This window comes from Blautia sp. TF10-30 (assembly GCF_003481245.1).
GTDB classification, from domain to species: Bacteria; Bacillota; Clostridia; order Lachnospirales; family Lachnospiraceae; genus Fusicatenibacter; species Fusicatenibacter saccharivorans.
In genome coordinates, this window is sequence record NZ_QUKM01000003.1 from 40,683 (window position 1) to 55,902 (window position 15,220).

Sequence of the window (15,220 nt, forward strand, 5' to 3'; positions counted from 1 at the left end):
TGCTTCCGGCGCTTCATCTGCCGGTTTTTGACATGAAACTGATTCAGTCGGCGATTCCAAATGCGTTTACGATCGCGGTGCTTGCGGCGATTGAGTCGCTTCTCTCCTGTGTTGTTGCGGACGGCATGATCAACAGCAAGCATCGTTCGGATACAGAGCTGATTGCACAGGGTGCCGGAAATATTGCTTCTGCGCTTTTCGGCGGTATTCCGGCTACGGGAGTGATTGCCAGAACGGCGGCAAATATCAAAAACGGCGGACGCACGCCGACAGCTGGGTCTATGTGGACGATGATTCCCCGGCGGTGGATGAACATCTGCAGAAGCTGCCGCTGGAAGTCCGTGTATACGAGATCACAGGACCGCTCTTCTTTGGCGCGGCGGATGCGATTGAGCACATCGTGGTAAAGGATTTCACAAAATGTCTCGTTCTCCGGATGCGGAGCGTACCGGCGATCGACAGTACAGCCATGAATGCACTACAGAATCTGACGAAGCTCTGCGAATCGAAAGGGATCACCCTCGTCTTCTCTCATGTGAATGAGCAGCCGATGAAGGTGATGAAAAAATCCGGCTTTGTGGATCTTGTCGGGGAAGAAAATTTCTGTTCGAATATTTCGGATGCGTTAAAGCATGCGGAGGAGCTGATTTCGAGATAATGTGAAACTGCAGCTGCCGCAGCATCTGGTCTGTATCACCTGTGATCCTTTCTCCTTTATGCCGAATAGCTTCTACACATAAAAAAGGCCGCCGTGCTGAGTACTGACCTATGCTTTTCCGTTGATCACGCAGTTAATCTTTTTCTCATCGTAAAACATCAGTATCAGTCCGCCTGCGCCGCAGAATACAGCTGCACCGAATGCGGCAATCCGGTAGCCGGTTCCAGTTCCCGCTCCGATGGTGGAGACTGCGGTAAAAATCAGCATGGAAAGGCTCTGGCCCAGCTTGAAAGCGAAGGTCCGGGCTGCGTAGAACATTCCCTCTCGGCTGCTTCCTGAGGTAACTGCATCGCTCTGTGCGATATCCGCGACAACTGCCTGCGGCAGAATACCGAAAATCGCCATGGGAAGTGCTGCCACGACTGTCAGAATCAGACCCTGTACGGTTTCCGGGATGAATGGGATGTTTCCCATAAAACCTGTGTAAAAATATGCAAGGCTGAAAACAGCAAATGCAAACAGAATCATCTTTTTCTTGCCCAGTTTCGGTGTCAGCTTGTTGACCGGAACGTAAAAGACAAGCGACAGTGCGGTCATTCCCACAAAATACAGTGTTGTCATTGTCTCCGGGAGTTTCAGCAGACTGGTAACGAAAAACGGAAGGCCCGTCTGGAACATGGTGAGGGCGATCCAGTAAAAGATATCAGATCCTACAAATTTCCGGAATTCTCCATTCCGAAAGGTTGCTGTAAGGGAACGAAAAGCCGAATCCTTCGAGGGAACGGTATCTACGTAATCTTTTTCCCGGATGCAGAATACCGGCACAAGCATGCATACGAATGCTGCCGCTGCCATGGCTGTGAAAGTGATCCTGATTGCATTTACTCTTCCGAAGGAAGGAATCAGCGTACCCCAGATCGCCGGTGCCAGATAGGCCACAGCGGTTCCTGCAATAAAGGTGAAAGAAATGATGGTGGATATATTCAGGCGTTCCTGCTGTGTATGGCCCAGTTCCGGAATCAGGGCATTGTACGGAGTACAGTATGCCGTGATCGAAAGGTAATATGCCAGAATCATACCAAACAAGAATGCCGCATTGATCCAGCTGTTTTCATTCACCGGTGACCAGAACACCAGCACGGTGGAAAGTGCCAGCGGCAGGGACGCGCCTTTTAAGAACGGGATCCGCCGTCCGTTTTTTGAAGTGCACCGATCTGACCAGGACGCAATCATCGGATCAGTGAATGCATCAAAAATTCTTCCGAAGGCTGTGATCCCTCCAATGATGGTAAAAACCCCGAAAATCACCAGACCCTGCGGTATGAATACCGTCTGTCCCTGGCTGATTGCGGTTTCATCCGGCTGATAAAAGTACACCAGCCAGTTCGATATGATACCAGACAGCAGCGCCCATCCAAACTGGCCTGCTGCGAACTGCCATATCTTTACCGTTGTTAATTTTTTCATTTTGCTTCCCCCTGTTTTGTCTTCTCCTGTTTTTATACCGTCCAAATTTTTACATTTTTTCCAGAAAAGGCGATTCCAAGTTTGATGACTTCCGTAACCCCTTCCTGCAGCAATCTCCCGGTTGGGGATAGATACCTCGCACAGATGATTATCAGCTTTCCAAGGTTCGCAGAATTTCTTCCACTCACCAGGGGAAATCAACTATGCTGATTTCTCAGCTCGCAGCTTTCCGCATCATTTTTCATCTCTGCCTTCGCTTTTCTCGCAATCCCCTGTGTGCCGTTCAGGATGCTCGCGCGGGTGACTTTGTCGTTGCCGTATTTCTGGCGGATCGCGTCGAGGGCGGCATCGAGTTTACGGCTTTTCTCCTTCTTTTCGGGATCTTCGAAGAGGGAGAGCTGTTCGAAATCGTCTTCGGTAAGACCGGTCACGGCGACGCCGATCAGGCGGAGGGGCTCGCCTTTCCAGGATTCGCGGAAGAGCTGTTTGGCGCAGCGGTAGATTTCATCTGTCACATCTGTCGCATTGGGGAGTTTGGTCTGGTGTGAACGGTTTCGAAACTCGAGAGTGCGAAACGTTACGGAAACGGAGGTGCATTTTTTCTTTTTCCGACGCATGCGGGCGGCTACGATGTCGCACTGGGCGAGAAGGATCGGATTCACCTGTTCGATGGAGATGATGTCCTCGTTGAAGGTCGTCTCGGCGCTGAAGCCTTTGGCCTCATCGGGCTGCGCTTTTACAGGGGAATCATCGATGCCGCGGGCGTACTGGTAGAGCTGATGGCCGTTTTTCTTGCCGATCAGCGTCTGGATATCCGCTTCGCGCGCATGCGCCAAGTCTCCGATTGTGCGGATTCCGGCCTCGATCAGTTTCTTTTCGGATGCTTTTCCGAGGAACAACAGCTCGCGTACCGGAAGCGGCCACATTTTTTCGGGGATTTCTTCTGGGAACAGAGTGTGTACTTTGTTTGGTTTTTCGAAATCAGATGCCATTTTGGCCAGGAGTTTATTTGTGGAGATTCCAATATTGACGGTAAATCCAAGCTCCTCGTAAATCCGGTCCTTGATTTCGTGCGCCGCCGCAATCGGGTCCGGATACAGAAGGGAAGTTCCCGTCATATCGAGGAATACCTCATCGATCGAAAAGGATTCCATGACCGGGGTGTAGGCGGCGCAGATTTTCTTGAAGGCACGGGAACACCTGACGTAGAGGTCGAAATCACTCGGGACAATGACCATGTTCGGACATTTCCGCAGTGCCATTGCCACAGGTTCACCGGTCTGGACACCGCATTTTTTCGCCGGGATCGACTTTGCCACAACGATTCCTGTCCGCTTCGTCGGATCGCCGCCGATACAGGCAGGAATGTCCCGCAGATCCGGCAGTCCCTCTTTGATCCGCCGCACCGACTCCCAGGATAAAAAGGCGCTGTTGACATCTACGTGAAAAATCAGGCGTTCTGTTGTCGCCTTCGTTTGTTCTTCTCTCATTTTTTTAACCCTCTTTCAAATTCTGCTGCTCTCTATGCAAAAAACAGCAGACCTGCTTTTGCCAGAAAGAAAAGAAGAAGGATCTGCGCCGCCAGCATCAGCGGGACTCCAATCGTGAATTTCTTTTTTCTTGTCTTGTGATGAAACAGGTGCATGCCCAGCAAGGCTCCCACCGAGCCGCCGGCTGCCGCAAGTCCAAGCAAGGTGGAAACGCGGATTCTCCATTTTCCCCGCACCGCACTTCGTTTGTCGATTCCATAGACTGCTATGGTAATGATATTAATACAAATCAGGTAACTCCACAATACTGTCTGTAAGATCGAATGTTCCATTTTTTACGCACCAGCCTTTCTTTTTTCAAAAAAGGCAGCGTTTTTCTGCGCTGCCTTTTTCAAACTCTTTTCAAAATTACTTTTTCTCCAGAAATATTTTTCTGGTCACAAAATTGTATACCATAACAATCGCCGTCGCGAATACTTTCGCGATTGTGTAGATCAGGTTATGGCCTATGTTCTGCTGCAGTGCAACATTACCGCCGTAGATCGGGCCTACGACGATCCAGATCAGGAAACTGTTGAGCAGCATGCCGATCAGGGAAAGGACGACAAAGGTGATGAACTCGACTTTTTTGTTCATTTCTTCTTTCCGCTCAAAGACAAATTTGAAGCTTAAAATGTAATTTGCAATGACCGATACGGTAAATCCGGCAACGGAACCGATGAGGGATGCCGCTTCAAAGTAAGAGCTGGAAGTCAGCGCCATCACAAGATTCAGGACAATAAGACCGGTCACGTAGTCGATGCCGAAGCTGATAACGCCGACGATACCGAATTTCACAATCTGTGCAAATAATTTCTTCATGTTTTTCCTCTTGTTTCTTCTATTATTTTCGAGTCAACGACTCTATGAGAATACCATATCACGGCAGTTTTTTCAAGTTTCCGTATTGTTTTTCCTCACGTCAAAAACGCCGGATTTCACATACAAACATGAAATCCGGCGTCTTTGAATTTCTCTAAATCTCCCGTTTCTCCATAAATCTTACACTGATCCCATACGAAATCAGCACAACTGCGATGCTTACCGCAAAAATTCCCGCCTGTCCAGGAACGTTTCCCGTGATGGTGCCAAGCAGCTCCGCGATCGTAAACTGCCCGTTGAAGCCCGACTCTGCCAGCGATACACCGATTTTCTGCAGGTCCTGCAGTGTGATCTCTGTGATCGGTTTTCCAAAGAGTTCGATCGTTCCGCTCTCCGCTTTTACAAGGCCGAGCATCAGGCGGATCGCCGTGCTCTTTCCTGCTCCGTTTTTTCCGATAAGTCCGGTGATTCTTCCCTCCGGAACTTCGGTCCGTTTTGAGCCCGGTGAAGAAAAAGAGGTGAAAAAGCTCGATTTTGACCAGCGGATTTCCGCATCCATCCACAACCATCATCACTGATGCGGTTTTTGTCCGTACCTTCGGAAGAATGGGCCGACCTCTTTTCGCGGGCAGGCTCATTCCGTATCTTATGATTTTCAGGAGACTTTTTATGTCCGAACTTAATTTTTATCTTCTTCAGATCAACGATGCTTTATTTCCAATCGGTACGTATTCACACTCGCAGGGACTCGAGACGTAAATCTCTTTCTCTCACGATCGGAGCACGCAGATACCCTTCTGGATGAAATCCGGGAATTTCTTGCCTCCGATCCGAAAATTGACGGCGGCGCAACTATACTTTCCTGCGGTGATCTTGCAGTTCGTATTTTCGGTCTACGCGCGCAAAGGCTGCAGCAAATGGCGGAAAAAATAAAGTCTGCATATGACAAATTTTTATAACTGTCTATTCAAGTCGTTCACTTTTCCCTTCGTCAAATTTCGCAGAAAAAATGTCAAAATAAGGATATGACAACCTCTTCAGAATGTGATAAAATAACTTTCGTTTTAAGCGAAGATAAAACTTATTTTACCATCATTTCGAGGAGGTTTTCTCATGGAAAAAGACATGACAAAGGGAAGTCCGCTTCCGGTCATTCTGCAGTTTACGCTGCCGCTGATTATCGGAAATATTTTCCAGCAGCTCTACAACATGGCAGACACGATTATCGTTGGCCGATATGTCGGAGCGGATGCACTGGCTGCAGTTGGTTCTACGGGAACGATTATGTTCCTGGTGCTTGGATTTGCGCAGGGCATCACAGCAGGCTTTACGGTTCTGACATCGCAACGGTTCGGTGCAAAGGATACGCGCGGAGTAAAGCGAAGTGTGGCAAACGGCATTCTACTGGCTCTCCTTTTCACAGTTGTCCTGACATTCTTCAGCATGATCTCCATGCGGCCATTGCTGCATCTCATGAACACACCGGAAAATATTTTTCAGGACGCTTATACCTATATTATGATTATCTGCGGTGGCCTGATCGCTACGATTTTTTACAATCTGCTTTCCTCCTATCTGCGTGCAGTAGGAAACAGCCAGACTCCGCTGATGTTCCTGATTTTTTCGGCTGTATTAAATGTTCTTCTGGATCTGCTTCTCATCATTCGTTTTAAAATGGGCGTTGCGGGAGCCGGATATGCAACCGTTTTCTCCCAGGGAATTTCTGCTGTGCTCTGTCTTTTTTATATTTATCGCTCCATGCCGGATATGTGGCCGGAAAAACACCACTGGAAGCTTCATGCGGCAGATTCCCGCCATCAGCTCTCGATGGGCATTCCGATGGCACTCCAGTTTGCCATCACCGCATCCGGTACAATGATTATGCAGGCTGCCATTAACCTGTTCGGCTCGGAGGCAGTTGCCGCTTTTACGGCGGCCTGTAAGCTGCAGAATCTGGTCACACAGGGCTTTTCCGCAATGGGACAGACGATGGCAACCTACAGCGGGCAAAATTTCGGAAAGGGCGATATTCCACGGATTAAAAAGGGAGTTCGCGCTGCACTTCTGACTTCCATCACATATTCGATCGCAGCCGCTGTTCTCGTCTTCCTTCTTCTGAAGCCATGTCTTTCCCTCTTCTTCTCGGGTGATGTCGATATGGCCGCCATGATGCCATGGGCAAAGACTTATTCCTATATGTGTGCTCTTTTTTATGTACCGCTCTGCACCATCTTTATTTTCCGAAATGCAATGCAGGGTTGCGGCTACGGCTTTCTACCTATGATGGGCGGTGTTTCTGAACTCTTTGCGCGCCTTATTGTAGCTGTGATTGCCATAAAAGTCATCAGCTATCCGCTCGCCTGCTTCTGTGACCCGGCAGCCTGGGTGACGGCAGCTGTCTTTACCGGTGTTTCGTATCTGTTTGTCATGAAGGATATCGACAAAAAGTATAATTCAAAGATACCGACGGCTCCGATCAGCTGACATTTTTCATACCAAACGCAAAACTGCGCGGAATGCACGATTCTGAAATGCATTCCACGCAGTTTTTTGTATTTACAGGATTACAGATTCAGTTTTGCTTTCTGCAGACTTACACAGGAACGATGATATGTGAGTGTCATCGTCAGATAAATGACGCCCACGACAATGACTGCGAGAATACCGGTATGGAACACCAGATGCAGGATCATCGTCGCACACAGCAGGATCTGAATCATCTTGCCCAGCGCCATATAGGCCTTATAGGCACTCTGATATACCATCTCTTTTTCTGCCTCATCGCAACTTGCCATCCAGTCTTTCTGGAAGTTTTTTGAGTTCATATCGCCTCTCTTCTCCGGGTGAGCTGCCTGAACCATTTTTACATAACGCATCTGATAATAGCCATAGAGAAAGAAGTTGATACAAAACAGAGCACAGGTTGCCAGGAATCCGGCGAGCTCTTTTCCCGATGCTTCTTCCAGCCAAGAACGGGAAAAGGTAAATGTCAGCACGATGATATCGCAGACCTGCGAAATCACATTGCAGTTCATCAGCATCGCGCCGTATTTCTCTTCTTCATAGCTTAAGACTTCGTACTGTTCATCCTCTGCTTCTTCGAGATGCTTCATCGTATCCTTTAATTTCCGGCTGTAAAATTCCATCAGGACAATGCTTACAACGAAAATTACCGCAATGATCGGCAGTGCCAGCGGGCGGACCAGATCGCTCAGATCACTCATGCCATTTTTCACACCGAACGTCATAAAAATTCCGACAAAAAAACCGCAGACTCCGCCGATTCCCAGATAAATCAGCATCCGCTTCGTCAGCTTTCCGTAGGAATTTGGTTTGTTCCCCTGTTTTTCTTTCATGGTTCATCCTCCTCATATTGAAAAATATCTTCTACTTTTACTTCACAGATTTTTGCAAGTTTTAATGCCAGTGTCACCGACGGTGAATAGTCTCCCCGCTCAATCAGGCTGATGGTCTGTCTCGATACTCCCGCCATTTTTCCAAGGTCGGTTTGGTTGATGCCAAGCTTCGAACGGTACTCTTTTAACTGATTGTACAGCGGCATCGCAGTATCTCCTTTCACTTTATTTTTAGATGAGCTCTCTATTTGACAACTTTTCTTGTCATCTACTACTCTACTATTGACAACTTTATTTGTCAATAGTTTTGACAAGTTTTTTTGTCATTGTCAAGCAGATATTCGCAATGGAAGCAGGGGACTTACTTGATTCGGTTAAACTCCCGGTTGATTTGTAGGCCGAAATGTACTAAACTAGAGATATCTATTTTCGTAACTATTCAAGCCGCAGAAAGGACAGAATCTATGGAACAGAAAGACAGCCGGTTTGCCGTATTGATCGATGCGGACAATGTTTCCCCGAAATACATCAAATATATCCTGGACGAGGTTTCCGACCAGGGTGTTGCCACGTACAAACGGATCTACGGGGACTGGACCGATATCTCGAAAAAGAGCTGGAAAGAGCAGCTTTTGCGCTACTCGATCAATCCGATCCAGCAGTACAGCAATACGAACGGAAAAAATTCAACTGACTCCGCGATGATCATCGATGCCATGGACATCCTCTACTCCGGAAATGTGGAGGGCTTCTGCCTGGTTTCTTCGGACTCTGATTTTACCAAGCTGGCGCAGCGTCTGCGTGAATCCGGCATGTTTGTGCTCGGCATGGGCGAGCAGAAAACCCCTTCTTCCTTCCGCGTTGCGTGCGATGCCTTTAAAATTCTCGAAATCATTTCCCAGAACGAGGACGATATCTCCCCTGCGATTACCGCTGTCTCGGAAAATCCGGCGCGCTACGGCACTTCTCAGGACGAACCCCCTTCCATTACAAGCAAGGCAGAAATCGAGCGGACGGTTTCCCGTGTACTGACAGAGAACAATGATCACGGAAAAAATACGACACTTAGTGAGATCGGCAGTATCCTGCAGAAGAAATTCTCAGAGTTTGACGTTCGAAATTACGGTTATTCCAAACTTTCCACGTTTCTAGAAAGCATGAACGATATCGAAGTGCTGAAAACCGGTCATAATTACCTCGTAAAGGAACGCCAGAACACCGTATCGCGCCAGCAGATTGAAAAATGTATCACGGATCTGATCTGCTCCAACGGAGGCCATATCGACAACCTCAGCATTATTCACGATGCCCTGCGGAACCGTTTCCCGGGCTTCGATGTGAAGCAGTATGGATATAGCAGGATTTCAAGTTTTATCAACAGTTTCAAAAAATTCAAAATCACAAACAATACGGTACAGATGAAACAATAGCATTTAAAACATAAACCAGATTCGCCGGATCCGGATCGTGCTTGATATACCATGTACATGTTTGGTGTGCCCGCAACAAAAAGCCCCCGGAAATGTCAGATTTTCTGACACCCGGAGGCTCTTTTTATTTCGTCTGTTGTTATCTTTTTCCTGTACTTCCAATTCCGCCGCGGTCCTCGCCGTTTAAGTGGTCAACTTCTTCAAAGCCGATGGTCGGCTGGTGTTTCTCGATGCGGAACTGGCAGATGCGGTCATTCACATGAATCACGGTGTCGCGCAGGGCATACGCCGGCATGTAGAACCAGTCGTTCGGTCCGCAGTAGCTCTCATCGATGATACCGCAGTGGTTCGTCTGGATAATACCGAAGTTCTTGAAGGTGCTGCTTCTCGGCACAATATGCGCCTCGTAGCCCTCCGGCAGCTGCATGGCAACGCCGAGGTGGATCAGCTTGAATTCTCCGGCCTTTAACTCTACTTCTTCTGCCGCGCGCAGGTCGATCCAGTCGGACTTTCCGTCGATATAGCGCAGGCGCTCAATTTCATCGTTTAAATACTGAATTTTAATGGTTTCCATAAAGCGTCTCCTTTTCTTTTTGCGTGACTACTTTTCGCCGAACAGTACGACTTCGCCGCGTGCTCTCGTCTTTTTCACATCAATGACTCTCTGATTCGGGCTGCCCTTCCATTCCAAGGTAACGTCCCTCTGGGCAAGAATAAAGCGGCCGTCCACAACCACGTCCGTGTAATCCATCAGTTCCAGATCACAGACGGATTCCCACTCATATCCGGTGTAAACCCAGATATCTTTTTTCGGATATCTTTCCTTGATCTCTTTTGCCAGAGCCGTCACATCCGCCCGGTTTGCCTCATGCAGCGGATCTCCGCCGGAAAAGGTGATGCCGGAAATGTAGTCCTTGTCCAGCTGTTCAAAAATTTCTGCCTTTGCCGCGTCATCAAACGGGATGCCGCCATTTGGATCCCAGGTAATCGGATTCTGACATCCCTTGCAGTGATGACCGCATCCGGCGACCCAGAGCACGACGCGCAGGCCGTCTCCGTTCAGCATATCGTCTTTCGTTATATTATGGTATCTCATAGCTTTCACTCCTATTGGACATAAGAAAACACAGAAAAACGAACCGTTTTGCAGATCCCTTTTTCTGTGTTCCCCGCTCTTTATCGTCTGGCAGATCTATTTATTTCGCGTCTGCCGGAACATCCTTGATACTGAAGCTTACACGGCCCATCTTATCTTTGCCCATGCAGACTACTTTTACAACATCGCCAAGGCTGACAACGTCTTCTACTTTCTCAACACGCTGTTTGGCGAGCTTGGAGATGTGTACCAGACCTTCTTTTCCAGGTGCGAACTCAAGGAAAGCACCGAAGTCTTTGATGCTGACAACTTTTCCGGTCAGGATCTGTCCCTCGGTAAAGTCGCTTGCGATGATCTCGATATATTTCTTTGCCTGATCCATCATAGCCTGCTCGGTTCCGCAGATGGAAACTGCACCGTCATCTGTGATGTCGATCTTTACGCCGGTCTCATCGATGATGGCGTTGATGGTCTTTCCTCTCTGGCCGACAACTTCACCGATCTTCTGCGGGTCGATCATCATCTGGATGATCTTCGGAGCGAACTCGCCGACCGTCTTACGCGGCTCTGCGATCGCTTTCTCCATAACCTCGGTCAGGATGTACTCTCTTGCCTGTTTCGTTCTGGCAATCGCCTCTTCTACGATCTGACGGGTCAGTCCATGGATCTTGATATCCATCTGGATTGCAGTGATTCCGTCGTGGGTACCAGCTACCTTAAAGTCCATGTCGCCGAAGAAGTCTTCGAGACCCTGGATATCGGTCAGTACGAGGTAATCATCATCGGTCTCGCCTGTTACCAGACCGCAGGAGATACCTGCAACCGGTTTTTTGATCGGTACACCGGCAGCCATCAGAGACATGGTGGATGCACAGATACTTGCCTGGGAAGTAGAACCGTTGGACTCGAAGGTCTCGGATACGGTACGGATTGCGTACGGGAACTCTTCCTCGGTCGGAAGTACCGGAACCAGGGCACGTTCTGCCAGAGCACCATGGCCGATCTCACGGCGTCCCGGTCCGCGGGACGGTTTTGTCTCACCTACAGAGTAGGACGGGAAGTTGTACTGATGCATGTAACGTTTGGAGGTCTCGAACTCATCCAGTCCGTCCAGTTTCTGTGCTTCGGAAAGCGGAGCCAGTGTTGTTACGTTGCAGATCTGAGTCTGTCCACGGGTGAACATAGCGGAACCATGAACACGCGGGATAATGTCAACCTCTGCTGCCAGAGGACGGATTTCTGTGATCGCACGGCCGTCCGGACGTTTGTGGTCTTTTAAGATCATCTTACGAACAGTCTTTTTCTGATACTGGTAAACAGCCTCGCCTAATACTGCCAGCCACTCTTCGTTGTCGGCAAATGCCTCCTCGAGTTTCTCGGTGATGACACGGATGTTTTCTTCTCTTGTCTGTTTGTCATCGCTGAAAACAGCCTCTTCCATCTCGGCCGGAGGAACGATCTCTTTGATCGCTGCAAACAGCTCTTCCGGAATAGCGCAGCTCTCATAAGCGTGTTTCGGTTTTCCAACCTCTGCTACGATGCTGTCGATGAATTTGATGATTTCCTGGTTTACTTCGTGTGCTTTGTAGATGGCGTCGATCATTTTTGCTTCCGGAATCTCTTTTGCTCCGGCTTCGATCATGATGACTTTCTCTCTGGTGGAAGCTACGGTCAGTTTCAGGTCGGATACTGCTTTCTGTGCGAGAGTCGGGTTTACGATGAACTCGCCGTCGATCATACCGATCTGAGTCATGGCACACGGACCGTCAAACGGGATGTCGGAAATGCAGGTTGCGATTGCGGAACCCAGCATTGCGACTACTTCCGGATCACACTCCGGATCTACGGACATTACCATGTTGTTTAAGGTAACATCGTTGCGGTAATCTTTTGGGAACAGCGGACGCATCGGACGGTCAATGACACGGCTGGTCAGAATTGCGTGCTCGCTTGCTTTTCCTTCTCTTTTGTTGAATCCGCCCGGGATTTTTCCAACGGCGTACATCTTCTCTTCGTACTCAACGCTTAATGGGAAGAAGTCGATGCCATCACGCGGTTTCTCAGATGCGGTTGCTGTAGAAAGAACTACAGTATCGCCATAATGCATAAATGCTGCGCCGTTTGCCTGTTTTGCTACACGGCCTACGTCTACGGTCAGGGTTCTGCCTGCCAGTTCCATAGAAAAACTCTTGTACATAAATAATCTCCTTTTTTTCTTCTGAGCAGAATTTCCGAAACAACTGAAAAGCACACCGGAATACGGACAAGATGCAGCTTTCAATGTGTTTTTCAGTGGTCTCGGATAAAATTCCTGCGCCCAGAATGGCTCCATGTCGTTTGCTGTCTTTGATCTTACAAGCAAAGAAACGGGCGGAAAATGTATCCCGCCCGTTGTTCCAAGCTGATTATTTTCTGATTCCTAACTTCTCGATTAAAGCACGGTATCTTTCAATATCAGTTTTCTTTAAGTAGTCAAGCAGACCACGTCTCTGACCAACCATTTTCAGAAGACCTCTTCTGGAGTGATGATCTTTGTGGTGAACTTTCAGATGCTCAGTGAGCTCCTCGATTCTTGCGGTAAGAACAGCTACCTGTACTTCCGGTGATCCTGTATCTCCCTCAGTTCTTGCATACTCTTTGATGATTGCCTGTTTTTTTTCTTTCGAAATCATTTTAAATTCCTCCTATTATTTTGATTGCACCGCTGACTAAGAAGTGGTCGGAGTGTCCTGCCTCTGAATCAGGGTCCGGGGATCTTTTTTGTCCCACATACTCGATTAGTATAGCATACGCTTTTCGAATTGTAAATACTAAAATCAGATGTTTTCGCGATGAATTTTCACGTAGTTACAGTTCTCCGAACTGTAACTTTCGCAGCTCTCATTTTAAGTTTTGCTTCGCAAAAGGAGAGCTGCTCACACCTGAATCACTTTCTTACGCAGCGAAACAGCGAGTGTTTCACTGCTGAGCGAACTTTTTTTCTACATATTTTTTTCCTGCCGCAACATCATGATCGAGCTGGTTTTTCAGCGCGTCGATCGAAACAAATTTCTGCTCCGGGCGCAGAAATTTTAACAGAGAAACCTCCGCCTGTTTTCCATAGAGATCCTCGCTGCAGTCAAAAAGATTCGTCTCCACGCCGGTAAATTTTTCCTGTACCGTCGGCTTAACACCGATGTTTGTGATACCGTAATAAATTTTTCCTTCGATTTTCACCTCGGAAACGTAGACGCCGAACGGCGGAAGCAGCTTTTCTGCCGGCGGGATCTGATTGATGGTCGGCACGCCGATCGTTCTGCCGAGTGCATGACCGTGGACAATCTCGCCGTGAACCGCGTAATCGTAGCCGAGCAGACCGCTCACGGCTTCCATATTGCCCTGTTCCAGCTCTTCCCGTGCCCAGGTGCTGCTGATCTCGCGGCCGTTTTCCTCTGCTTTTTCGATGATCTCGGTTTCAAAACCAAGGGACGGGCCCATTTCTTTCAGCATTTCGGCTGTGCCGCTTCTCTTGTAGCCAAAACCGAAATCCTTTCCCACAACAACTTTTTTCGCGTGCAGCTTATCCACCAGAATCTCTTTGATAAAGGCTTCCGGCGTCATGTGCATCACTTCATCCACAAACGGGCATTCCACAAGGCAGTCCATGCCAAGCTGTTCGAGGCGGGCTCTTCTCTCCTCATTCGTCAGCAGCTGATGCGGCTTGACATGCTGCACTTTCGACTGCGGCGGCACGTCAAACGTAAACACAACCGTTTCCAGTCCTTCCGTTCTGCCGATTGCAAGGACACGACGGATCAGAAGCATATGCCCCCGGTGGAGGCCGTCAAATTTTCCCAGGGTTACAACGCTGTCCCCTCTGCTGTCAAAATCCAGTGTTTTTGTTAGATATCTCATGTTCTCTCCAGAAATAACTTGACCGGTCTGGTTAAGTTTTGTGATGGTCTGTATTGATAAATACCGACAAACGTTCCGCCATCGAGATAAAGGCGGAACTCCTCGTCTTCTGCGAAGTCCCCGCCGGAAGCAGTTTCCCCGATTTCGCGGATCTGCGCCGGTTTCAGCGGATTTCCGTTTTCCGCAAGCTTTTTCGCATGATCGTCCGCTGTCGCAAAGCTGCGCAGCGCGGCAAACATTTCATCGACCGGCACGAGGATCTCCGAAAGGCGGCCCTCACCGACAATCGCTGCGATCTCGTCAAGCGTGTGCGCTCCGTTTCGGTCAAACTGGCCGACTCTCGTGCGGATCAGCTGCTCCATACATCCGTGGCAGCCCAGTTTTTCGCCGATATCGTGGCACAGGGTGCGGATATACGTTCCCTTCGAACACGTTACCTCCATGCGCACCAGCGGAAGCTTCATTTCCAGAATGCTGATCTCGTAAAAGTGCACCGTGCGGGCCTTCCGCTCGATCTCGATGCCTTCCCGCGCCAGCTCGTAGAGTTTCTTTCCATTAACCTTCAGCGCGGAATACATCGGCGGCACCTGCTGCTGCTCCCCGACAAACGAGGCGATGCAGTCCCGCACCTCTTCTTCCGTCACGGTCACTGGCGCTTCTGCTGTCACGGTTCCGCTCATGTCCTGCGTATCCGTTGCGATTCCAAGGTGAAGCAGCGCTTCATACGTCTTCGTTTCATCGGTCAGCATATCGCAGAGACGCGTTCCCTTTCCAAGGCAGACCGGAAGCACGCCCGTCGCATCCGGGTCTAGGGTTCCGGTGTGGCCGATTTTTTTCTGGTGCAGGATGCCGCGCAGCTTCGCAACCACGTCATGCGACGTAAATCCCGCCTCTTTCCATACGTTCAGAACTCCGTTTATCATGTTGTTTTGTCTCCCTCTTTTTCACAAGAAAACCGGGCGTGGATA

15 protein-coding genes and 1 pseudogene are annotated in these 15,220 nt (G+C 49.0%); 3 read left to right on the top strand and 13 right to left on the bottom strand.

Annotated elements, in window-relative coordinates:
• Positions 1-2: 2 nt before the first annotated feature.
• A pseudogene (locus DXD02_RS16335) lies at positions 3-658 on the top strand (SulP family inorganic anion transporter); the annotation flags it as partial.
• Between the two features lie 108 nt (positions 659-766).
• Here the strand turns inward: DXD02_RS16335 and DXD02_RS04155 are convergent.
• The 5 genes from DXD02_RS04155 to DXD02_RS04175 form a co-directional block, all read right to left on the bottom strand.
• Positions 767-2,125 (bottom strand): MFS transporter, encoded by a 1,359-nt coding sequence (locus DXD02_RS04155; protein WP_117760901.1) that lies wholly within the window; start codon positions 2,123-2,125, stop codon positions 767-769.
• 197 nt (positions 2,126-2,322) lie between these two features.
• A complete protein-coding gene (locus tag DXD02_RS04160) occupies positions 2,323-3,615 on the bottom strand; it encodes a DNA polymerase Y family protein (RefSeq protein ID WP_117760899.1) in 1,293 nt (430 codons plus the stop codon).
• Positions 3,616-3,647: 32 nt separating this feature from the next.
• Entirely contained in the window at positions 3,648-3,947 is a 300-nt protein-coding gene (locus DXD02_RS04165; protein WP_055228600.1) for a DUF1294 domain-containing protein, read from the bottom strand.
• A 76-nt stretch (positions 3,948-4,023) separates the two neighbouring features.
• A complete protein-coding gene (locus tag DXD02_RS04170) occupies positions 4,024-4,476 on the bottom strand; it encodes a GtrA family protein (RefSeq protein WP_117509180.1) in 453 nt (150 codons plus the stop codon).
• 154 nt (positions 4,477-4,630) lie between these two features.
• Positions 4,631-5,035, bottom strand: coding sequence for an ATP-binding cassette domain-containing protein (locus DXD02_RS04175; RefSeq protein WP_117760897.1), 405 nt, complete (start codon positions 5,033-5,035; stop codon positions 4,631-4,633).
• A gap of 554 nt (positions 5,036-5,589) precedes the next feature.
• Between DXD02_RS04175 and DXD02_RS04190 the strand changes: the two genes are divergently transcribed.
• On the top strand, positions 5,590-6,960 hold the full coding sequence (locus DXD02_RS04190) for an MATE family efflux transporter (RefSeq protein WP_117760895.1): 1,371 nt from the start codon (positions 5,590-5,592) through the stop codon (positions 6,958-6,960).
• Between the two features lie 80 nt (positions 6,961-7,040).
• On the opposite strand, the gene DXD02_RS04195 is transcribed toward DXD02_RS04190, so the two are convergent.
• A complete protein-coding gene (locus DXD02_RS04195) occupies positions 7,041-7,832 on the bottom strand; it encodes a DUF3169 family protein (RefSeq protein WP_117509183.1) in 792 nt (263 codons plus the stop codon).
• Positions 7,829-8,038, bottom strand: a complete 210-nt coding sequence (locus DXD02_RS04200; protein ID WP_055228608.1) for a helix-turn-helix transcriptional regulator — start codon at positions 8,036-8,038, stop codon at positions 7,829-7,831. The genes DXD02_RS04195 and DXD02_RS04200 overlap by 4 nt, the downstream gene beginning before the upstream one ends.
• 258 nt (positions 8,039-8,296) lie before the next feature.
• On the opposite strand from DXD02_RS04200, the gene DXD02_RS04205 reads away from it, so the two are divergent.
• Positions 8,297-9,262 carry an NYN domain-containing protein gene (locus DXD02_RS04205; RefSeq protein ID WP_022462939.1) on the top strand — a complete coding sequence of 322 codons (966 nt, stop codon included), beginning with the start codon at positions 8,297-8,299 and terminating at the stop codon, positions 9,260-9,262.
• Positions 9,263-9,401: 139 nt separating this feature from the next.
• Here DXD02_RS04205 and DXD02_RS04210 read toward each other — a convergent pair whose 3' ends face one another.
• The 6 genes from DXD02_RS04210 to truB form a co-directional block, all read right to left on the bottom strand.
• A complete protein-coding gene (locus DXD02_RS04210; RefSeq protein ID WP_022462938.1) occupies positions 9,402-9,836 on the bottom strand; it encodes a dUTP diphosphatase in 435 nt (144 codons plus the stop codon).
• 27 nt (positions 9,837-9,863) lie between these two features.
• On the bottom strand, positions 9,864-10,358 hold the full coding sequence (gene nrdG, locus DXD02_RS04215) for an anaerobic ribonucleoside-triphosphate reductase activating protein (protein ID WP_022462937.1): 495 nt from the start codon (positions 10,356-10,358) through the stop codon (positions 9,864-9,866).
• A 100-nt stretch (positions 10,359-10,458) separates the two neighbouring features.
• Positions 10,459-12,555, bottom strand: coding sequence for a polyribonucleotide nucleotidyltransferase (locus DXD02_RS04220; RefSeq protein ID WP_022462936.1), 2,097 nt, complete (start codon positions 12,553-12,555; stop codon positions 10,459-10,461).
• A 208-nt stretch (positions 12,556-12,763) separates the two neighbouring features.
• A complete protein-coding gene (gene rpsO, locus DXD02_RS04225) occupies positions 12,764-13,030 on the bottom strand; it encodes a 30S ribosomal protein S15 (protein ID WP_022462935.1) in 267 nt (88 codons plus the stop codon).
• 286 nt (positions 13,031-13,316) lie between these two features.
• Complete coding sequence (locus DXD02_RS04230; RefSeq protein ID WP_117760893.1) at positions 13,317-14,252, bottom strand: bifunctional riboflavin kinase/FAD synthetase; 936 nt, start codon at positions 14,250-14,252, stop codon at positions 13,317-13,319.
• Complete coding sequence (gene truB / locus DXD02_RS04235) at positions 14,249-15,175, bottom strand: tRNA pseudouridine(55) synthase TruB (protein WP_117804405.1); 927 nt, start codon at positions 15,173-15,175, stop codon at positions 14,249-14,251. The genes DXD02_RS04230 and truB overlap by 4 nt, the downstream gene beginning before the upstream one ends.
• Positions 15,176-15,220: the final 45 nt, after the last annotated feature.